This window comes from Marinobacter fonticola, assembly GCF_008122265.1.
In the GTDB taxonomy this organism is placed as follows: Bacteria; Pseudomonadota; Gammaproteobacteria; order Pseudomonadales; family Oleiphilaceae; genus Marinobacter_A; species Marinobacter_A fonticola.
In genome coordinates, this window is sequence record NZ_CP043042.1 from 180358 (window position 1) to 199751 (window position 19394).

The 19394-nt window shown below is 57.6% G+C and carries 20 protein-coding genes; 10 read left to right on the forward strand and 10 right to left on the reverse strand.

The window, feature by feature from the left end; all coding sequences use genetic code 11:
• The first annotated feature begins 354 nt into the window (after positions 1-354).
• The 4 genes from pdxH to FXO11_RS00830 all read left to right on the forward strand — a co-directional run bounded on the left by pdxH (position 355) and on the right by FXO11_RS00830 (position 2690).
• The gene (gene pdxH, locus FXO11_RS00815; protein WP_148861122.1) at positions 355-990 is read left to right on the forward strand and encodes a pyridoxamine 5'-phosphate oxidase; all 636 of its coding nucleotides are present in this window, start codon (positions 355-357) and stop codon (positions 988-990) included.
• Between the two features lie 69 nt (positions 991-1059).
• The gene (locus FXO11_RS00820; RefSeq protein ID WP_148861123.1) at positions 1060-1671 is read left to right on the forward strand and encodes a DNA-3-methyladenine glycosylase I; all 612 of its coding nucleotides are present in this window, start codon (positions 1060-1062) and stop codon (positions 1669-1671) included.
• A gap of 252 nt (positions 1672-1923) precedes the next feature.
• Positions 1924-2223: a DUF6482 family protein gene (locus tag FXO11_RS00825; protein ID WP_227545996.1), complete on the forward strand. Its 300-nt coding sequence runs from the start codon at positions 1924-1926 to the stop codon at positions 2221-2223.
• Positions 2220-2690: a DUF3429 domain-containing protein gene (locus tag FXO11_RS00830; RefSeq protein ID WP_148861125.1), complete on the forward strand. Its 471-nt coding sequence runs from the start codon at positions 2220-2222 to the stop codon at positions 2688-2690. The genes FXO11_RS00825 and FXO11_RS00830 overlap by 4 nt, the downstream gene beginning before the upstream one ends.
• Positions 2691-2981: 291 nt before the next feature.
• On the opposite strand, the gene FXO11_RS00835 is transcribed toward FXO11_RS00830, so the two are convergent.
• From FXO11_RS00835 to FXO11_RS00865, 7 genes are all read right to left on the reverse strand, one after another.
• Entirely contained in the window at positions 2982-4424 is a 1443-nt protein-coding gene (locus FXO11_RS00835) for an aspartate kinase (RefSeq protein ID WP_148861126.1), read from the reverse strand.
• Between the two features lie 135 nt (positions 4425-4559).
• Positions 4560-5828, reverse strand: a complete 1269-nt coding sequence (gene ectB, locus FXO11_RS00840; RefSeq protein ID WP_148861127.1) for a diaminobutyrate--2-oxoglutarate transaminase — start codon at positions 5826-5828, stop codon at positions 4560-4562.
• Between the two features lie 140 nt (positions 5829-5968).
• A complete protein-coding gene (ectA, locus tag FXO11_RS00845; RefSeq protein ID WP_148861128.1) occupies positions 5969-6490 on the reverse strand; it encodes a diaminobutyrate acetyltransferase in 522 nt (173 codons plus the stop codon).
• 234 nt (positions 6491-6724) lie between these two features.
• Positions 6725-7678 carry a metallophosphoesterase family protein gene (locus FXO11_RS00850; RefSeq protein ID WP_148861129.1) on the reverse strand — a complete coding sequence of 318 codons (954 nt, stop codon included), beginning with the start codon at positions 7676-7678 and terminating at the stop codon, positions 6725-6727.
• 20 nt (positions 7679-7698) lie between these two features.
• On the reverse strand, positions 7699-9102 hold the full coding sequence (locus FXO11_RS00855) for a sodium:solute symporter family transporter (RefSeq protein ID WP_148861130.1): 1404 nt from the start codon (positions 9100-9102) through the stop codon (positions 7699-7701).
• A gap of 72 nt (positions 9103-9174) precedes the next feature.
• The gene (locus FXO11_RS00860) at positions 9175-10137 is read right to left on the reverse strand and encodes a radical SAM protein (RefSeq protein ID WP_148861131.1); all 963 of its coding nucleotides are present in this window, start codon (positions 10135-10137) and stop codon (positions 9175-9177) included.
• 2 nt (positions 10138-10139) lie between these two features.
• The gene (locus tag FXO11_RS00865) at positions 10140-10946 is read right to left on the reverse strand and encodes a DUF547 domain-containing protein (RefSeq protein WP_148861132.1); all 807 of its coding nucleotides are present in this window, start codon (positions 10944-10946) and stop codon (positions 10140-10142) included.
• Between the two features lie 223 nt (positions 10947-11169).
• Here FXO11_RS00865 and FXO11_RS00870 point away from each other — a divergent pair, with 223 nt between their 5' ends.
• Positions 11170-12117, forward strand: coding sequence for a DUF3179 domain-containing protein (locus FXO11_RS00870; protein WP_148861133.1), 948 nt, complete (start codon positions 11170-11172; stop codon positions 12115-12117).
• 42 nt (positions 12118-12159) lie between these two features.
• On the opposite strand, the gene FXO11_RS00875 is transcribed toward FXO11_RS00870, so the two are convergent.
• Both FXO11_RS00875 and FXO11_RS00880 read right to left on the reverse strand, forming a co-directional pair.
• Positions 12160-12402, reverse strand: coding sequence for a zf-HC2 domain-containing protein (locus FXO11_RS00875; protein WP_148861134.1), 243 nt, complete (start codon positions 12400-12402; stop codon positions 12160-12162).
• A complete protein-coding gene (locus FXO11_RS00880; protein ID WP_148861135.1) occupies positions 12396-13010 on the reverse strand; it encodes an RNA polymerase sigma factor in 615 nt (204 codons plus the stop codon). The genes FXO11_RS00875 and FXO11_RS00880 overlap by 7 nt, the downstream gene beginning before the upstream one ends.
• A 239-nt stretch (positions 13011-13249) precedes the next feature.
• Here FXO11_RS00880 and FXO11_RS00885 point away from each other — a divergent pair, with 239 nt between their 5' ends.
• The 5 genes from FXO11_RS00885 to FXO11_RS00905 all read left to right on the forward strand — a co-directional run bounded on the left by FXO11_RS00885 (position 13250) and on the right by FXO11_RS00905 (position 18481).
• The gene (locus tag FXO11_RS00885) at positions 13250-13801 is read left to right on the forward strand and encodes a carboxymuconolactone decarboxylase family protein (RefSeq protein WP_148861136.1); all 552 of its coding nucleotides are present in this window, start codon (positions 13250-13252) and stop codon (positions 13799-13801) included.
• Between the two features lie 399 nt (positions 13802-14200).
• On the forward strand, positions 14201-15226 hold the full coding sequence (locus FXO11_RS00890) for an amino acid ABC transporter substrate-binding protein (protein WP_148861137.1): 1026 nt from the start codon (positions 14201-14203) through the stop codon (positions 15224-15226).
• Positions 15227-15404: 178 nt separating this feature from the next.
• A complete protein-coding gene (locus tag FXO11_RS00895) occupies positions 15405-16592 on the forward strand; it encodes an amino acid ABC transporter permease (protein WP_148861138.1) in 1188 nt (395 codons plus the stop codon).
• A complete protein-coding gene (locus tag FXO11_RS00900) occupies positions 16592-17677 on the forward strand; it encodes an amino acid ABC transporter permease (protein WP_148861139.1) in 1086 nt (361 codons plus the stop codon). The genes FXO11_RS00895 and FXO11_RS00900 overlap by 1 nt, the downstream gene beginning before the upstream one ends.
• A gap of 24 nt (positions 17678-17701) precedes the next feature.
• Positions 17702-18481, forward strand: coding sequence for an amino acid ABC transporter ATP-binding protein (locus FXO11_RS00905; RefSeq protein WP_148864740.1), 780 nt, complete (start codon positions 17702-17704; stop codon positions 18479-18481).
• 74 nt (positions 18482-18555) lie between these two features.
• Here FXO11_RS00905 and FXO11_RS00910 read toward each other — a convergent pair whose 3' ends face one another.
• Complete coding sequence (locus FXO11_RS00910) at positions 18556-19179, reverse strand: YbhB/YbcL family Raf kinase inhibitor-like protein (RefSeq protein WP_148861140.1); 624 nt, start codon at positions 19177-19179, stop codon at positions 18556-18558.
• Positions 19180-19394: the final 215 nt, after the last annotated feature.

The window sequence follows — 19394 nt, forward strand, 5'->3', positions numbered from 1 at the left end:
AAGTTTGCAATAACACGGTTCTAATTTTATTCGTTGGTCGTCTATCTGTAATGCACGCTATCAGAGGCATTTTGTAAGTTCGATCCGCATGCGCCCATCTGGGATACATAACAGTTATGTTTCAACATAGCAGCTGTGGCTCATAAAATAACTTTGTTTTCTAAATAATATGACGACGATCTCCTCCTCTAAACTGTTCCGTGGACTGGCAAGAATCGGCGTCGAACGTACAGTTCTTCGGGCGCAGCCCGTATGATGAATGCTCAGCAACGATTATGCCGGGCATGGCGATTGAAGAGGTGCGCGTTGCGGCGTATGTTCAATGGTTATGACGGTTACTGACAGGGAAAGATGATGGATATCAGTGATATGCGTCGTGATTTCGAGAGCGAGGGTCTCGATCTCGATGCGCTGGACGCAAACCCGGCCACTCAGTTCGCCAACTGGTTTGGCCACGCACGGGATGCGGGCATCCTCGAACCCAACGCACTGTCGTTGGGCACCGCGGGGCAGGATGGCCAGCCCAACCTACGTACGGTGCTGCTCAAGTACTTCGACGAGACCGGCTTTGTCTTTTACACCAATTACGGCAGCCGCAAGGCAAAAGAGCTGGAGGCGAATCCCCGGGCTGCGATGCTGTTTCCCTGGATTGCCCTGAACCGTCAGGTCATCGTTCAAGGCCGTGTGGAGAAGGTCGGCAAAGCGGAATCCCTGCGCTATTTTGCGTCACGCCCTCGGGGCAGCCAGATTGGAGCCTGGGTTTCCGAGCAGAGTCAGGTGATTACTTCACGGGGTCTGCTGGAGCAGAAAGTAGCGGAGATCAAGCAGCGTTTCCACGATGGCGAGGTGCCTCTGCCCTCGTTTTGGGGAGGTTACCGGGTGGTGCCGGAGCGCTTTGAATTTTGGCAGGGACGTCCCAGTCGGCTGCATGACCGATTTGAGTACCTGAAGAACGAAGCTGGATGGACTATCCAGCGTCTGCAGCCCTGAGTCTATTTGGACAGCCCTGAGCCCTATGTAGAGCCGCGATGCCGGCTATGCCACAACAGGATAACGATCATGGACAACAATCAACGGTGTGGCTGGTGCGGTACGGACCCCCTATACGTGGACTACCACGACCATGTTTGGGGCCGGCCGGTGTCCAGCGATCAGGAGCTATTTGCCAAACTTTGTCTCGATGGCCAGCAGGCGGGGCTGAGCTGGATCACCATCCTGCGTAAGCAAAAAAACTACGAAGAGGCATTTGACGATTTTGACCCCGAGAAAATAGCCCGTTACGACCAGGCCCGTATCGATTCCCTGCTGCAGAACGCAGGGATTGTCCGCAACCGGCTCAAGGTGGAGTCGATCATTCGCAACGCCCGCAGTTTTCTCGCTTTTGGAGACGAGGAGCGGAGCTTCTCTGAATTTCTCTGGTCCTTCGTCGACTACCGGCCGATCCAGGGCGCTTGGGAGACGTTGCAGGATGTGCCGGTGACCACGCCCGAAGCCGAAGCCCTGTCCCGCGCGCTCAAAAAACGCGGTTTCAATTTTGTTGGCCCGACCATTGTCTACGCCTTTATGCAGGCGGTCGGTATGGTCAACGACCATCTGCTGAACTGTCCTGCCCGAGAAAGCTGCCTGGAGCTGGCAGTCGAACGGGACTTTCCCCGCTCTCAGGAACCATAGCGGGTTTTCCAAACCCGGCCTGTAGGCCTCACGCCTGTAGCATGGCGTCCAAATGCGCCGCTGCTAAGAACTTATCGCATTGCACGGATGTTGAGCGACCGATTCGTTTTCAACGATCACCTTGATCGTCTGATCCTTTCGTAGTCCAAGCGCGTAAAACACAGTGGTTCCGTGGAAAGTTGAGGCGTCTCTGAACATGTCCGCGGTCCCACTGAAGAAGCTTTACCCTATTCTGGAGGGCTGGACTTGCGAATGACCCTGGAAGAATTGCGCGGGCTCGAACATCCCCGTATTGATTGCCTGGAAATCCTGTCCCTGGAGGGGCAATTTTATATGGCCCGCCTGCACATGGGCGAACAGCTGAACGTGCTGTCGGATGAAAAGGGCAAGACCTGCCTGATGAAAAGCGCCTGGCAGATTCAGGACGCTCTGGGATCCTTCGATGTCCTACGGACAGAAGTCGTACACGCGTCCGCTTATGGCGAGATGGTTGGATTGTCTGCGGATGCCGTCGAGCCGTTGCGTATTCCAGTACAGGAAGCGCGTAAATGATCGCAGTAGCTCGACTGGCGACGGCGATTGGTTTAGCCGGCTTGGTGCCGTTTATCTTCGGGACCCTGGCTATTCTTCTCTGGCCGGATGCACAAGCGACCTGCGTCAAGCTGTTCTACATCTATAGCGCGGGTGTTCTGGCATTCATGGCTGGCGTTTACTGGCCCATCGCCCTACAGCTTGAAGACCGTTGCTTTCCCCTCTCGCCGATCACCACGCTGGTGATCAGCCAAGTCTTCTTCCTCTCCGCCGGGCTGGCGCTGCTGCTGCCCATCCAGGCTCAGGCGGTGGTTTACCCGATTGCCTATATCGCGCTTTACGTGGTGGATGTGCGGTGGATGCGGCTGTATTGGCCGGGTTGGTACCGTCGCCTACGCATGGTGCTGACGCTGGTCGCCTGTGCCTGCCAGGCCATCGCCGGTTTCTGGTTGCTTATGCATCCGCTTGTGGCATCGGCGGCAAGCTGAAGGGTTCTATGGTGTCTTCGGTTTGTTGCGGGCAAGACGGTGCGAGCGATAAACCGGATGCTGCTCGTTCTCAGGCGTGAGGTGAACACTCCCAGGCATGAGGTGAATAGGGCCGGGTAAGAGAAAGGGTGGTGTCAGGCAAGCAAATAAAGGTGACCGGGTGCCGCCCAAAATTCGCAGTTCAGGCGGCCCCGGTCGGGAGGCAAGACGTCCTCCATTACCGCGGCCAGGGCGACCGTTCCCAGCCACGGTAATTCGTATCATCCCGGTTTGCACGGGATGCGCCCGTCGTCAGGCGGCGACGATGGCGTATTCGTGGTTATGCGGTTCAATCAGTGTGGCGTGCAGCTTAACAATCGCCTTCTCGTAATGGTCTTCGTCGATCACGAACTGCATGTCCACTTGGCGCATACACTGATGCAGGGCGAGAATGCTGATTTCTTCCTCGGCCAGCGCGGCAACGGTCTTGGCGAGAATGCCCGGCACCTGCATATCGCTGCCGATGGCCGATACCAGCGCCACCTTGCGGGTGGAAATTTCCGCGTTGGGGAAATCTTCTTCCAGCGCGCGCACGATACGCTTGACGTGCTTGAGCGTACTGTCCACATAGTGGGTGATGGTATTGGCGTTGGTGTCCTTGGTAATACAGTGCACCTTAAAGCGCGCCAGAATATCCAGGATACGACGGTCGCTGGCAGGGTCGCCCTGCATGTCCTGGTCGAACACCTCGATGGCGAACACGCCCTTGTCGCCGGCTATGATCTCGACCTGCGGCTTCTCGCTGATGTAATCACGGGTAATCAGCGTACCGGTATGTTCCGGCTCGAAGGTGTTTTTCACCCGCAGCGGAATGTCGTTCTGGCGCAGGCCTTTGGCGGCCCGGGGGTGAATGGCTTCCATACCCAGATTGGCCAGTTGGTCGGCGACGTCGTAGTTGGTGCGGCCAATGGGTACGACCTTATCTTCGCCGACGATCCGCGGATCCGCGGAACTCAGGTGATACTCCTTGTGGATCACGGCTTCGCGCGCATCGGTAATCACGGCGATACGGCTAAAGGTCATTTCGCTGTAACCACGGTCGAAAGTGCGCATCAGCCCTTCCTTGCACTGGGCGTAGCCGGTGCAGATGGGCAACTCACGGCTCAGGTCGATGCTGCCCAGCGCATGCTTGAGCTTCTCGTCTAACGGCAGCAACTCGTTGTCGCGCCAGCCGGTGAGATCGACGAAGCGGGCGTTGATGCCTTCGGCCTGGAGTTTCAGCGAAGTATTGAAAGCACTGTGGGCTTCACCGATGCCCGCCAGCATCTCACGCACAGTGAGCAGATGCTCTTCCAGCTGGAACTGTCCGTAGGAGCACAACCGCTGCAGGTCGATCAGGCAGCCGCGAACGCCTTCTACACGGTCCATGATGAACTGGTCGGCCTGTTGCTTGAGCATCGAGTCGTCGAATAACTGGCCGTTGATGTCCGTGAGGAAATGGACCAGCTTGGTGAGGTCGTCGCCCCAGGCCCAATCCGATTCGGCATCCGCAAACAGTGCGTAGACTCCGGGCTCGCCGGTTTTTTTGTGCTCCAGCAACTCGTCGGTGACGCCGCTATAGGCGGAAACAACGAAGATGCGTTGATAGAGTTCGTCAGCGCTGCGATCGCCGACAACGATATTGTCACGTACGGCATGGTAGTCGCTCATGGACGTACCGCCGATTTTCTCTACAGTGTGCTGTTGGCTAGTCATGGTCCTGGTCTTCGGTCGCTTGAATTTGCGCCGGGAGTGGTTTGAGCGGGAGAGCCGAGCGCACCTCGTGGCGTCCCGGCCGTCGGTCGGCTCTCCGGAGCCCGACTGGACAGTCGGGCTTCAGGCAATACGGCTTTAAGAAGCCTGGCTCATATCCTCTTTCATAACGTCTTCGACGCTTTCCTTCAATAGGTCCAGACCTTTTTGCAGATCTTCTTCGCTGATGGTCAGCGGCATCAGGCACTTGACGACTTCGTCGTCCGGACCGGCGGTCTCGATAATCAGACCCTTCTCGAAGGCCCGAGCCGTGATTTTGCCCGCCAGGTCGCCGTCGCGACAGGCGATGCCCTGCATCATGCCACGACCTTTAACCTTGAATTCGCCGCCAAACTGGTCGCCGATGGCCTTCAGGCCGTTGTGCAGGATGCCGGTCTTTTTCTTCACTTCATCGGCGAAGCTGTTGTCTTTCCAGTAAGTCTCCAGCGCGGCCTTAGCGGTGGCGAAAGCCATGTTGTTGCCGCGGAACGTACCGTTGTGCTCGCCGGAAGACCACACGTCCAGTTCGCGCTTGAGCAGCACCAGGGCCATCGGCAGGCCGTATGCGCTGAGCGACTTCGATACGGTGACGATATCCGGTTTGATGCCGGCAAATTCGAAACTGAAGAACTCGCCGGTACGGCCGTTACCAGCCTGGATGTCGTCGACGATCAGCAGGATGTCGTGCTTGCGGCACAGCTTCTCGAGCTTCTGCAGCCACTCGGCGCGGGCAGCGTTCAGACCGCCTTCGCCCTGGACTGCTTCGACGATCACCGCCGCGGGGGTGTCGATGCCGGAGGAGCCGTCGCTCAGCATCTTGTCGATCATGGCGATGGTGTCGACGTCGTCGCCCAGATAACCGTCGTACGGCATGAAGTTGACACTGCCCAGCGGCACGCCGGCGCCGCCCCGGTGATGCTTGTTACCGGTCGCGGCTACGGCACCCAGGGAGACACCGTGGAAACCGTTAGTAAACGAGATAATGGTATCGCGGCCCTTGACCTTGCGAGCCAGCTTCAGCGCCGCTTCCACACAGTTGGTGCCGGTCGGGCCGGTGAACTGCATTTTGTAGTCCAGGCCGCGCGGGTCGAGGATGTACTTCTTGTAGGCTTCGATGAAGTCATGCTTGGCCGTGGTGAACATATCCAGGCCTTGGCTCACGCCATCGTTCTCGATGTACTCGAGTAGGGCCTTTTTGATGATGTCGTTATTGTGGCCGTAGTTCAGTGAGCCCGCGCCCGCCAGAAAATCCAGATATGGCTTGCCGTCCTCGGTGTAGAGGTGTGCGTTCTTAGCACGATTAAAAATCACCGGGAATGCACGTGAATAAACGCGGACTTCAGATTCGGTCGTCTTGAAAATTTCCATTGTCTTGCCTCTTAGCATGTCAGGTTCGAGGTGAATGCAGTGCCGGTGACACGGCTTCGGTCGCATTCGCCGGCAACTGCGGGTTGATAGCCGGAGCAGCACCTCGTTGTTCGTCGCTGCTCCGGCGTGCAGGGCCGGCCTTAACCGTTTATAGGCTTGGTGAAGGGGCCAATCCGGAGCAGAAATTCTGAGTCGTGGTTCCCACCGAAGTGGGTGTCTTTCTCAAAATGCTCGGTATAGGTCAGTTCCGCACCGAGATCTCGGGCAAACGAGCGAAACAGCGCCCAGGATGCCTCATTATCTTCGGTGATTGTGGTCTCCATGTGTGTGACATTTTGGCAAGTATCACGACCCACAATCGCCTTGAGCATACGCTTCGCGAGGCCCTGGCCACGTCCTTTCTCATGGACGGCGACCTGCCAGACGAAAACGGTTTCGGGTTGCTGAGGCGGAATATATCCGGAGATGAAGCCAACCAGATCGCCGTCCTTTTCGGCAGCGACGCCGGTTTCGGCAAAGTGGCTGCATTGCAGCAGATTGCAGTAAATCGAGTTGGGGTCCAGCGGTGGGCATTCCGCCACGAGCTGGTGGAGCCGGTAGCCATCATCCTTGTGCGGTACGCGGAGGGTGATGGCGGTCGTATTCGATCCTTCTGTGGTCATAGTCGCTTCGGATGCTCAGTCGTTAGAGTTAAATTCAATTGTGGAGACAACAAAGCGAATATGATGCTTATCGTGCTCCACATGCTGCGTTCAAGCTACTGTTATTCAAGCCTTGAGCGTGCAGCTGAAGTAATCTTTAGAGTTGTAATTATATAGACCACGAAAGAAAAATCAAATTGAGCTAGGTTGCTGTTGTGTAAGTATGCAACCTTTTACCGGCGGTCAACCTTGAATTCATAGGGTTCCGAGAGCCATTCGGTGAGGCTCCAGCCCAGTGCCTTGCAGGATGCGCTGACGGTATGACAGCGCGGCGTCGCTGCCCTCGGGCCACCAGCGGTCGAAGAGTTCCAGCCAGCGCTCCAGATTGAACATGACCGGCACTAACGATACGGATAGATCCCCCTGGAGGACGGCCATAAGCGGTTCCACCGGCGATTCGCGAAACATCGGCAGGCTGATCCGGCTTACCAGGCCGCGCGCATCGCCGGTCAGGTTGCCCATGCCCGCAGAACCGTTATTGATGACCGTGTGTGCGCCGTCTTGCCAAATGGCAGGCAAGCAGGTGTGGGTACACGCCATCAGGTCGGCTCCAGTGCGTTCGAACCACTGTGCAACCGTTTTCTGGTGTGTCGATTGGCTTAGGTGCTCATGCGCCAGGCCCCAGCCGGCGAGGGATTCCGGGTCGCCGTGGAGAATAAGCAGCCGTTGCCCGGCCAGTGACAGGCAGCGCCAGCGTGGGGCATTCCGCAACCGGGACTGGATCGCCGGAAAGCTCCCGGCGACGGCCTGCAATTGCTGCATGATCCGGTTGGAACGCGCCACCACGCGACTGTCGACGAAGTCGGGATAAGCGCAGCCGCATCCCGCGTCCGGGCTGGGGTTGGATAGCTCGTACTCGACGTTGCCGAGGACGATATCGTGGGCTAAAACGCGGTGGTTGAAGTCTTCGAAGCCATCTACGGCGCGGTTGAACCAGTTGAAGTCGCCATTGAAGACGACCCGGACTCGCCGGCCGAGCGCCTGCTCCTTCTCCACAAGAGACTCGATGGCCTCCAGTGCCAGCGGATTGCCGTAGAGGCCACCGACGACGTAGAGCACGTCGGCGTCGAGACTTTCGGGTGCCTGGCACAGCTGTTCGGGCCGGTAGCGGTAGTGGATCGGACAACTGCGGCCGGGGCGACTATCCATCGATCGTATCTCCCCTGACGTTAATGGACGCGAGATACAGTTCGGCCACGGGCCAGACGCTGCACGATAATCGGCAGGAAGAAGCCGGCGGTGCAGATCAGGATGCCCCAGGCGTTCACGCCCAACAGCGCGGCGTACTTGCCTTCGCCGATGGACCAGCTTGGCGGAATCAGTCCCGTGGCCAGCAAGACACCGAGCACGATGCCGCTCCAGAAACTGAGGTGGAAGCTCCACGGGGACCAGCGAGTGAAGCCGTAAAATAGAAATACCGGGGCCAGACCCATGACCATGGTGCCGGAGATCGTGGTCGCCTTAAGAATGTCGGTACCGGCGAACATCGGCAGGTTGCCGAGGATGGCGAACGCGACCATGACGACCGCGCCGACGCGCATGGAGGGTAGTTGCTCCGTTACGCGCCTTACCAGTTTCGGCAAGTCCACGGCAATCGACTTGGCCAGAGACGTAAAGGTGGAATCCAGCGTCGAGCCGGCGGAGGTCATCATTACCACGCTCATGAAGAATAAGGCTGTCAGGCCCAGTGCCGCGCCCACGGCTGCCGGCGCGTTGCCATTGGTGTCAATGCCATTGAGTTGGGCGTGTACGCCGACGAGGCTGAAAATGAACACAGCAACGAAACCGAGCAGACCGGCGACCACGAAGCTTTTAAGCATGGTTTTTTCTTTGTTCACGAAGCCGCGGTCAGTGAGCACCGGATCATGGAACGGGTAGCTGAAGATCTGCAGACCGGCCACCAGCAGCAAATCGGCACCGGCATTGAGGCGGAAATCGCCGGTGGACAGCAGGGTGCCGGTATCATTGGCTGGAACGATCAGAAACAGCACCGCTGCCAGGAAGAAGACGAACAGCACGGCCTGGATGACATCGGTGAAGATCGAACTGCGCAGCCCGCCTTTGAGGCTGTATGCCAGCGTGAATGCAGTGAAGAGCATGGCGGCGGTGTAGTACTGCCATTCACCGGGAAGCCCGAAATAGCCCCCGACCACCGCGGTATTGCTCCAGACTTCGTTGTACAGGCGGATCAGGATCGCAGCGGCAAACGCCAGCGCCGCCAGACGGCCAAAGCGGGAGGTGAGAAAGTCTTGTAGGCTCGTGGCGCCGGTCTGGGTACGAATCAGGTAAATGATGTAGCCTGCGACCGGTATCGATAGCCAATAAGTGGCGTAGGCCAAGCCGCCGACAACACCGTAGGCTGCGCCCAGGTTAGCGGCGTTGGTTACCGATTTGGCAAAAATCCAGCTAATAAAGATGCTGGCCGTGAGTGACCATTGCCCCACCGGATTGCCGTGTTTATCCGCGCCACGGTAGAACGAGGCGGGATTGGTGCTGCGTGGCGACAGGGCATACATCACCACGCCATAAACGATAAGAAAGCCCCAGAACAGGCCCGCTTCGGCGAACGACATTGTTGAACGATTCCTTCTTTTATTTTTTTTCCGTGTTGTTGAGGCAGACCGCCGCTTAGCGGGCTGCCAGTATCAGCCTGGAGCGCTACAGCTGGCGCCGAACCGGTAGCAGGCGAAGCAGCGGTGGTGGCGCAGCATGATCCGTGTGTCCATGCTCTCTTTCAACGTGCCGCCCAGGTCGTAATCCGGATCGTCGTCCACCAGCGTACAGGCGTAGACCCGCACCCGGTCGTCCCTCTTCACCAGCATGCGCGTGTACGTGCACATGAAATGCGACTGGCTTTCACGCGTGGGGTATTTCTCCATGCAGCTTTCGGTGATTTCCGGGCTGCCGTCGTCGGAGCCGGGCGTGCCGAAATCCGGGAAGGCGGTAAACGCCAGATCTTCGGGAATCGCCCATTCGCGAAAAATGGCCCGGAAGTCAGCCTCTACTTGCCCGGGATCTTCGTCGTTATCGCTCTGACGGGCGATGGACACTTCAAAGCCGTTATCGTGCAGCCAGCGAATCCCTTCCAGCGCCTTGTCAAAACTGCCCGCGCCGCGATCGACGTCGTGGCGGGCGCGATCCGGGAAGTCCAGGCTGACGCGAAAGCGAACCGGAAACGGATTCTCCCGCAGGGGCAACAGTTGATGCGTGCGCTTGAGCAGCGGGTCCGTGGCATTGGTCAGCACAAAACAGGGCCGGTGCTGGCTAACGTAGTCCAAGATATTGATAAAATCGCGAATGACGAAAGGCTCGCCGCCGGTAAAGGAAAACTGCTCGACGCCCATTTCCAGCGCCTCGTGAATGAACGGCTTGACGTCGCTCAGCTTCATGCCTGGTATGCGGCCGTCGCCGGGATGGGAGCCCTCCAGGCAAAAGGGGCAGGCCAAATTACATGCGGTGCCGGTATGTATCCACAGCTCTTTGAGCCGGTCGGCATCGATATAGCCGCGAGGCTCGCCTTCGCGGGTGTGGGTCCAGCTATCGATGTGGCGGGGCGCAACGACTTCCTTCGCCGGGATGCGCTGTAGGCCACCGGATATTACAGACATAATTACTCCCTTGTATTCTCGACGCTGTTCAACGACCAGTCGTAGTCGAGGTATTCGAATCCGGGTTTTTCTGTGTCGCGTGAGGACAGGGCGCCGGCTCCGGCAAGATGCTCCCGGTTCTTCAGAAGAAAGCCGCGTACCCCGTGAGGATAGCCGGACTCGGTGTTCCAGTCGTCGCCATACCATTTAAAGATGGACGAGATTTCAAACGTTCCCGTCACAGAGTTATAACGATTCCGTGACGAATCTGAGAGGAAGCGTCTGACCGCTTCATCCAACTGTGTGTCCAATGTTTCAGCGTTATACGCATGTTTTGCCAAGGCGGGGCAACCAATGGAGGCGCAATTGACCGCCATATGGATGCGAGGTTCCGCAAACCATTCACGAATCATGTCGTGTTCTAACTCGTCTAAGCTGCGTTCCGATCCCAGTAGCGTAAAGAACCGTTTTGACCAGGGCGAGCCGAACAGGCCGCCGATATCCTTGATGGACTCCAAATCGGAAGCCTGGTCCAGGATCAGACGCACCGTAAAAGCGTTATAGGCGTTGATTAGAAAAGCCAGTTGCTGCCGGTCATTCCAGGCATCGAACTCCGTCCGTGCGACATCGGACAACTCGGCCAGATAATCATTCAGCGGCGCTTGATCCTGACGCCATGCCGAGTAGTCCACTGCCGAGGATGTACCCTTGTTGATCCACTCGACATGGCTCTGCAGCTCGCTTTCCCAAAGGCTGTGCGCATGGTCGAAGGGTGCGGCGCTCAAGCCGGTGGAGGTTAGGAAGGCCAGCAAAAACAGTAACTGTCGCATACGTCCGCATTCCAGTAGATGATTTGAAGCATACGTGCCTTGGGCAGGATTCGATGCATGGCGCTTGTGTAGTTACTGACACGAGGCCGGCCTGGATGTTACAGCCAGCCTCAAACCTGCGTATACCATCGCAGGCCCGTGTAACGCTCTCGGCTTGTGGGGGTCTATTAAAAACAGGGAGTCCTCGCAAAGCCTTATTGCTAAATCTGGAGGAGTGAGTCACATGCGCCCCGCAAGACGTTTTATCGCCTTTCTGCTGACCTGGCCAATCGTGACCGGTTTGATTGCTGCACCATTCAAGAATGGATTTGACCTGAGGGGTGCTCTGGTACCTCCCGAGGCCATCATAAGTGGCGGACCTCCACGGGACGGCATTCCCGCGTTGACCAATCCGTCGTTTGTGGAGCACGAGGTGGCCTCGCTTTGGCAGCCTGATGACATTGTACTCTCGGTAGAAACCGAGTCGGGCTCCAGGGCCTATCCGGTGGGCGTCCTGAACTGGCATGAGCTGGCTAACGATACGATTGACGGCCAGCCGGTATTGATTAGCTTTTGCCCGCTATGCGGCACCGGCATGATTTTCGAGCGCAGGGTTGCGAACCGGACGCTAACGTTTGGTGTCTCGGGGCTGCTCTACAACAGCGATCTGCTGATGTATGACCACCAGACCGAATCGCTTTGGTCGCAAATTGGGGCGCGGGCGATTGCCGGTCCGCTGGCCGGTACGCGGCTGGAGCAGCGGCCCGTGCGCCACGAGCGCTGGCAAGCGTGGAAGGCACGGGTCGGGAATGCGGGGAAGGTGCTGTCGACCGACACGGGCTACTCGCGGGATTACCGACGTTCGCCCTACGGTGAGTACGACCACTCCGAAAGGCTCTATTTTCCGGTGTCGCACCAGAGTCGTCTGTATCACCCCAAGACCTTGGTGCTAGGCGGATCCTTCAAGGGTGAGCATAAAGCCTGGCCATTTCCGGAACTGGCCAAGACTGACGGCACGGTCAACGACCGGATTGGCGGCGAAGCGGTCGTGATCCATTACGATGCTACGGTGCCGACGGCTCGACTTTATCGCGCTTCGGGCGAGTTGCTGCCGGCGGTCCAGGCCTTCTGGTTCGCATGGTTTACGTTTCACCCGGAAACCGATGTATACACTCATGATCAGCCGGATTGAAAAAATCCTGCCATCGGGCGCCTTGGATGGCGTGTGGCAGGATCACCTGGACCGATCATCAATCGCGTCAGTCACCGCCTGTTCAAGGCGCTCCAGGTAACTCTCATGGGCCTGACCGATGGCATGGCGCTCGATGATTTCTGTCGTCAGGCGAATATGGTTGATAAACGCCCTGCAGCGCCGGCACATCATCAGGTGGGCTCGCAAAGAGAGTCGCTTGAGCGGCTTGACTTCGTCATCAATGTAGTCGCTGGCAAGTAGCGCGATATCCTTGCACATCAACATTCGCCGGTCTCCTGAAAATGTTCCAGCATAAGAAAGATGCGTTGGCGGGCGCGATGAATCATGACCCTCAGATTAGACGGTGAAATCCGGAGAATGTTACAGATGTCCTCCGAGCATCGTTGGTGGGCTTCGTAGAGTATCAGCGCCGTTCTCTGGTTCTCGGGCAGCGACGATAGGTGTTTGTCGAGGCAATCCTTGAGAGCCTCGTTTTCAAGCCAGTGTTCGGCGGTCTCGTGGGTTTGCAGTCTGGGCGGTTGGGTCCAGCGTCCATTCCGACCAAATCGGGCGCCCAGGGTGGGGTCGAGAGCATCGGAAAAGTCCACGTTTATCTCCCGGTCAGCGGTGCGAACCGCGTTCTTGCAGCGGTTCGCCACTATCCGACACAGCCAGGTTTTAAGGGAGGATCGCCCCTCAAACGAGTCGATGGCGTCGATAATTTTAAGCCAGCACTCCTGCACGACATCTTCCGCTTTGTCGGGCGCGACGTAGCAACGAGCGACCGCCAGCATCGTCGGACTATAGGTACGTACGGCGAGACGATAGGTAGCGGGGTCGCGGTCCTGCAAGCCAGCCAGCAAGTGCTCGTCGGTCGTCGAATCGGCGGTCATGTCTTACACTCCATCATTCTGCGTGGCTGATGCCTGGAAACCCTCGAGTGCGACCTCTCGGTTATATTTGGGTTTGCGTGGCATAGCGCTGCTTCGTCGCATTTTGTATATATGAGTAATCGCCCAATATTAATTTGAGCATCTGCTCAAGAATAGGTTAGCGTATCGGATATTGATCGTTCGCTCAAAAATGGGGCAACGTTCAAGGTTGTGAACGAATGTCACAAGGAGGATGCGTTATGTCAGATTTCAAACTGCACGATCAGGGTTCGGCGCCGCAAGAAGCAAAGCCACTGCTGGAAAAGTCGCAGAAGGCTTTTGGTATGGTGCCCAGTCTGCACGCCATCATGGCGGAAGCGCCGGGCGTCCTGCAGGCATACCAGGAGCTCCACCAGCTGTTTCTGGAGACCAGCTTCGACAATGACGAAACCACTGTGGTCTGGCAAACCATCAACGTCGAGCATGCCTGCCACTATTGCGTCCCCGCCCATACCGGCATTGCCAAGTCCATGAAGGTTTCGGACGACATTATCGACGCGCTGCGCGATGAAACGCCATTGCCTAGCGAGAAACTGGAGGCCCTGCGCACGTTCACCCTGGCAGTGGTTCGTAAGCGCGGTGAGGTTAATCGAGAAGACCTCGATGCATTCCATGCCGCCGGTTATGAACATCGGCATGTGCTCGAAGTGGTCCTTGGGCTCTCGCAAAAAGTGTTGAGCAACTACATCAACCACATTGCGGAAACACCCATTGACGAGCCATTCAAAAAGTTCGAGTGGAAGAAGAGCTAGTATCCACCCTTTCCAGGCGGTAACACCACGCGTGCTACGAACGAGGCCCTGTCGCTCATGTCAGGGCCTCTCTGCCTGGATTAGCGTCTTCAGAGTGTTAAGTCCTTTAAGTACCCCCTTTCTCTAAAATGCACTAAGGCAAGCGAGCACATGTTTCTCACCATTTCGGTGCAATTCTGATATTTTCTCCTATCCTGTACTGAGGATTTCATTATTGGGCAGGTTATCGAACCCTGCACCAATCGAGGGCGGTATCCCTTTAATATGAAGTCTGAAGGCAGTGGTTTTGCGCGATAGCGTAAGCTAAATAAAACAAAATCAATAACCTGCAAAGTTTGGCTTAGGCCTTGCTGATGCGGGAGTGCTATGCACACAACCGATATTCGGAGGCAACCTATAATGAAAAAACTAATTTCACTTGCTGCGGGAACGGCAACACTGGTGGGTACGTTGATGGCTGGAAATGCCATGGCGGCAACTACTCTGGAAACCGTCCAGGAAAGGGGGCATGTCCAATGCGGCGTTACCAACGGCCTGCCCGGTTTCTCCCAGCCGGATGAAAAGGGCAACTGGACGGGGATTGACGTCGATACATGCCGTGCGGTGGCTGCTGCGGTTTTCGGCGATGGCGGTAAGGTACAATTCACGCCCCTGACGGCCAAAGAGCGTTTTACCGCGCTACAATCCGGCGAAATCGACGTGCTGTCCCGCAACACGACTTGGACGCTGACCCGGGACGCCTCGCTGGGTCTGAACTTCACCGGCACCAACTACTACGATGGCCAGGGCTTCCTGGTGCGCAAAGAGATCGGCGTGAGCGATGCAACCGAACTGGATGGCGCCACGTTCTGTATCCAATCCGGCACCACCACCGAGCTCAACCTGGCGGACTATTTCCGCGCCAACGACATGGACTTCAAGCCGTTGGTCTTCGATACGTCCGAGCAGACTGTGCAGGGCTTTGCCTCCGGCCGCTGCGACGTGCTGACCTCTGACCGTTCACAGCTGGCCGCTCTGCGCTCCAAGCTGTCGGATCCCTCCAGTGCGGTCATCCTGCCGAACACCATTTCCAAGGAACCGCTGGGTCCGGTGGTTCGCCAGGGCGACGACCAGTGGTTCAACATTGTGAAGTGGTCATTGTTCGCTCAGATCAATGCTGAAGAACTGGGCGTGACGTCCGAGAACGTCGACAAGATGAAGGACTCCGATAACCCCAACATCCAGCGTCTGCTGGGTACCGATGGCGATATGGGCGATAAGCTGGGTCTGCCGGCTGATTTCGGCCACGCTATCGTTAAGGAAGTGGGCAACTACGGCGAAATGTATAACCGTAACGTTGGCCCGGGCACCCCGCTCGATCTCGAGCGCGGCCTGAACGCGCTGTGGACCGAAGGCGGCATCATGTACGCGCCGCCGCTGCGTTAAAACCCGAAAGCAACCGCAAGCCGGCAAACACGCGCTGTTCGCCGGCTTACGCCTTGAATGACGTTTTGGGAGTCTCTGAATCGCTCCTGGATCGCTCTGAATGCCCCGAAGGGCGCGCAGAGACGATCCAGGGGTGGTTCAGCGACTCTTAACCCAAGGGTGCTTTCCGGGATTCTGCATGAACGATACTAACCCGCAATTCGAACAAACCCGGCGCAAGCCCTGGAATGATCCACGGGTGCGCGCTCTTGTTTTCCAAGCTATAGCTATTGCCGGGGTTTTCTGGGCTGGCTGGGCGCTGATCGACAATACCCTGGCCAACATGGAAAGCCGTGGCATCAGTACCGGCTTTGGCTTCCTCGACCAATCCGCCGGCTTCGGCATCATCATGAGCCTGATTCCCTACGATGCGACCATGTCTTATGGCCGTACGTTCTGGGTCGGGCTGCTCAATACCTTGCTGGTGTCCGTCATGGGTATCGTCGCGGCGACGATCCTGGGGTTCATCATCGGCGTGGCCCGGTTGTCCAGCAACTGGCTGGTTGCCAAGCTGGCCTTGGTTTACGTCGAAATCTTCCGCAACATCCCGCTACTCCTGCAGATTTTCTTCTGGTACTTCGCGGTGTTGAGAAATCTCCCCTCGCCGCGGCAAAGTGTCGATGTCGGCGGATTGCTGTTTCTCAACAACCGGGGGCTTTATTTGCCTGAGCCGGTGGCCCAGCCCGGGTTCGCCTGGGTAACGGCAGCGATTGTGATTGCGATCGCTGCGGTGGTGGGAATTCGCGTGATGGCCAAGCGGCGCCAGATGGCGACCGGCAAGATCTTCCCGACGGTTAAAGTCAGCGCCGCTGTGCTTATCGGCCTGCCCCTCGTGACATATCTGCTCGCTGGTGGCCCGATTGTTTGGGAAATTCCAGAGTTGAAAGGCTTCAATTTCGGCGGGGGCATGACCCTGATTCCGGAACTGGCCGCTCTCTGGTTCGCGCTCTCCATCTACACGGCCAGCTTCATTGCCGAGATCGTCCGCTCGGGTATTCTCGCGGTTAGCAAAGGCCAGACAGAGGCCGCTCAGGCCCTGGGTTTACGCTCCGGCATGACGTTGCGGCTGGTGGTCATCCCCCAGGCCATGCGGGTCATCATCCCGCCGCTCACCAGTCAGTACCTGAACCTGATGAAGAACTCCTCCCTGGCAACCGCGATCGGCTACCCGGATCTGGTGTCTGTGTTTATGGGCACGACCCTGAACCAGACCGGTCAGGCGGTCGAAGTGGTGGCGATGACGATGGGGGTCTACCTGACGCTCAGTCTGCTGATCTCGCTGCTCATGAACATCTACAATCGCGCCGTTGCGCTTAAGGAGAGATGATGTCCGAGTCTGTAATGTCACCTCCCAAGCGCAACATCGGCCCGGTCCGTTGGGCGCGCGATAACTTGTTCAACACGTGGTACAACACGGTGCTGACCCTGGTGGTCGGCTACCTGGTGGTGACCAGTGTCGGGCCCCTGCTGAGCTGGGTGTTGCTGGATGCCAATTTCGTTGGCGATTCGCCGGAGGCCTGTGTGGGAGAAGGCGCCTGCTGGGTGTTTATCAACCAGCGGCTGAACTTCTTCATCTATGGGTTCTATCCCGGCGACGAGCAGTGGCGGGTCAACATTATGTTTGCCCTGCTGGCGCTGTGCGTCATACCCCAGTTTATCGAGAGCTTCCCTGCCCGGCGCTGGCTGGGCATCTTCGCCCTGACGGGTTTGCCCGTGGTGGGTTACTTCCTGATCAGCGGAGGCTGGTTCGGGCTGGAAACCGTGCCGACCAGCCGGTGGGGCGGTTTGATGCTGACCCTGATCCTGGCCTACGTGGGGATCCTGGCGTCGCTGCCCATCGGCATCGTGCTGGCTCTGGGGCGGCGCTCGGACATGCCGATCATCCGCGGTATCTGCGTGGTCTTCATCGAAGTCTGGCGGGCGGTGCCATTGATTACCGTGCTGTTCATGGCCTCGGTGATGCTGCCGCTATTCCTGCCTGAAGGCATGAACTTCGAGAAGCTGATGCGCGCCTTGATCGGTATCACCCTGTGGCAGTCCGCCTATATGGCCGAGGTGATCCGTGGCGGCTTGCAGGCCATTCCCCGTGGCCAATACGAGGCGGCCAGTGCGCTGGGGTTGGGCTACTGGCGCAAGATGGGGCTGATCATTCTGCCCCAGGCGTTGAAGCTGGTTATTCCCGGCATCGTCAACACCTTTATCTCTCTGTTCAAGGACACCACCCTGGTGCTGATCATTGGCCTGTTCGACGTGCTGGGCACGGTGCAGTCGACGATCACCGACCCGGCGTGGCAGAACGTTGCCATCGAAGGCTATGTCTTCGTCGCCTTCTGTTTCTGGGTATTCTGCTTCGGCATGTCCCGCTATAGCCAGAACCTTGAACGTAAGCTTGATACCGGTCACCGGACCTGATGGATACGCAACATGACAGAGCAAATGCAGAAAACTGAGAAACAGACGGTTTTGGACTCCACCAAGGCGGAAAAGACCATTATCCGGGTGGAAGACATGCACAAGTGGTACGGCAGCTTTCATGTACTCAAGGCGCTCAATCTGGAGGTTTCCCAGGGTGAGCGGATCGTGGTGTGTGGCCCGTCCGGTTCTGGTAAGTCGACGTTTATCCGGTGTATTAACCGGCTTGAAGAGCACCAGCAGGGCAAGATCGTCGTCGACGATGTGGAGCTGACCGACGATGTGCGTCAGATCGACAGCGTACGGCGCGAAGTGGGTATGGTGTTCCAGCACTTCAACCTGTTTCCGCACATGACGGTACTGGAGAACTGCTGCGTGGCGCCGATCTGGGTGCGCAAGACACCGCGCAAGGATGCCGAGGCCACGGCCATGGAATACCTGAAGCGAGTCAAGATTCCCGACCAGGCTCACAAGTACCCGGGGCAGTTATCCGGTGGTCAGCAGCAACGGGTGGCCATCGCCCGAGCGCTGTGCATGAAACCCAAGATCATGTTGTTTGACGAGCCCACGTCGGCGCTGGATCCGGAGATGATCAAGGAGGTGCTCGACACGATGATCGAACTGGCCAGCAGCGGCATGACCATGATTTGCGTGACCCACGAAATGGGCTTCGCCAAGACCGTTGCGGACCGCGTGATTTTCATGGACGGCGGTGAAATCGTCGAATCCGCTCCGCCCCACGATTTCTTCGATAATCCACAGGAAGCGCGGACCCAGCAGTTTCTGCGGCAGATCCTGCACTGAGAGGGCTATCGGAATGACGGGCACGAAGGGCACGTGCGTGCCCTTCGTGATTTGGGTCGTTTCCGGCTAAGCCCTTATCGTAGCGATGGGTTCAAGGTGTAAGTGCCGGTCACCCGCGCCGAGGCCAGCACATGACCCTGCATGGCTTCGCGCACGGCGTCGCCTTCGAATTCGCCGTCCAGATTTAGAGTCTCTACATCCAGAGCGTGGATCTCGTAGTGGTAGCGGTGCACGATTTCATCGTTCCAGGGCGGGCAGGGGCCATCGTAGCCGCCGTAGGTGCCCGCCATGTCCGGGTTGCCAGCTAGGAAATGGGTGAAGGTGTTGACCCCGCGCACACCAATCGGGCCGGCGCCGGGGGATTTACCCTTGGGGATAACGCCGTCGCTGTCCGTGCCTTCGGGGATACGGCTCATATCGGCCGGTACATCCACCAATAACCAGTGGAAAAAATCCACCCGGGGCAGATCTTTGGGTACAACCTTGTCTTCCTGATTGACGTCGTCGGCCTTGCTGGGCACATCCGGGTCGAACATGATCACCACGAAGCTTTTGGTGCCGGCCGGGGTGTCCGACCACTCCATTTCCGGATTCCGGTTGGGCCCAAAACTCATGTGATCCTCTTCGCTGTAAACGCCGAAGGCGAAGGTTTCCGGAATCGGCTGTCCGTCGGTGATACCTTTCACTTGAAGTTTCACGGTTTGCTCCTTGTTGGGATGGCTTCGTACACGCCGTGCGTCGTAATCCGCAGTCAACATGCTTACGTTTTAACAGTCTGTTTTTCCCTGTGTCCAGTGTTTACGGCTTGGTGCAGATCATTGGCGGGCATTGCATTGGACGGGCAGAACGCTAACATGCCCCCCGGAAGTCGCATTGAGCCGTCTGTAGCCTCCGGTTACGATATCGTTATCTC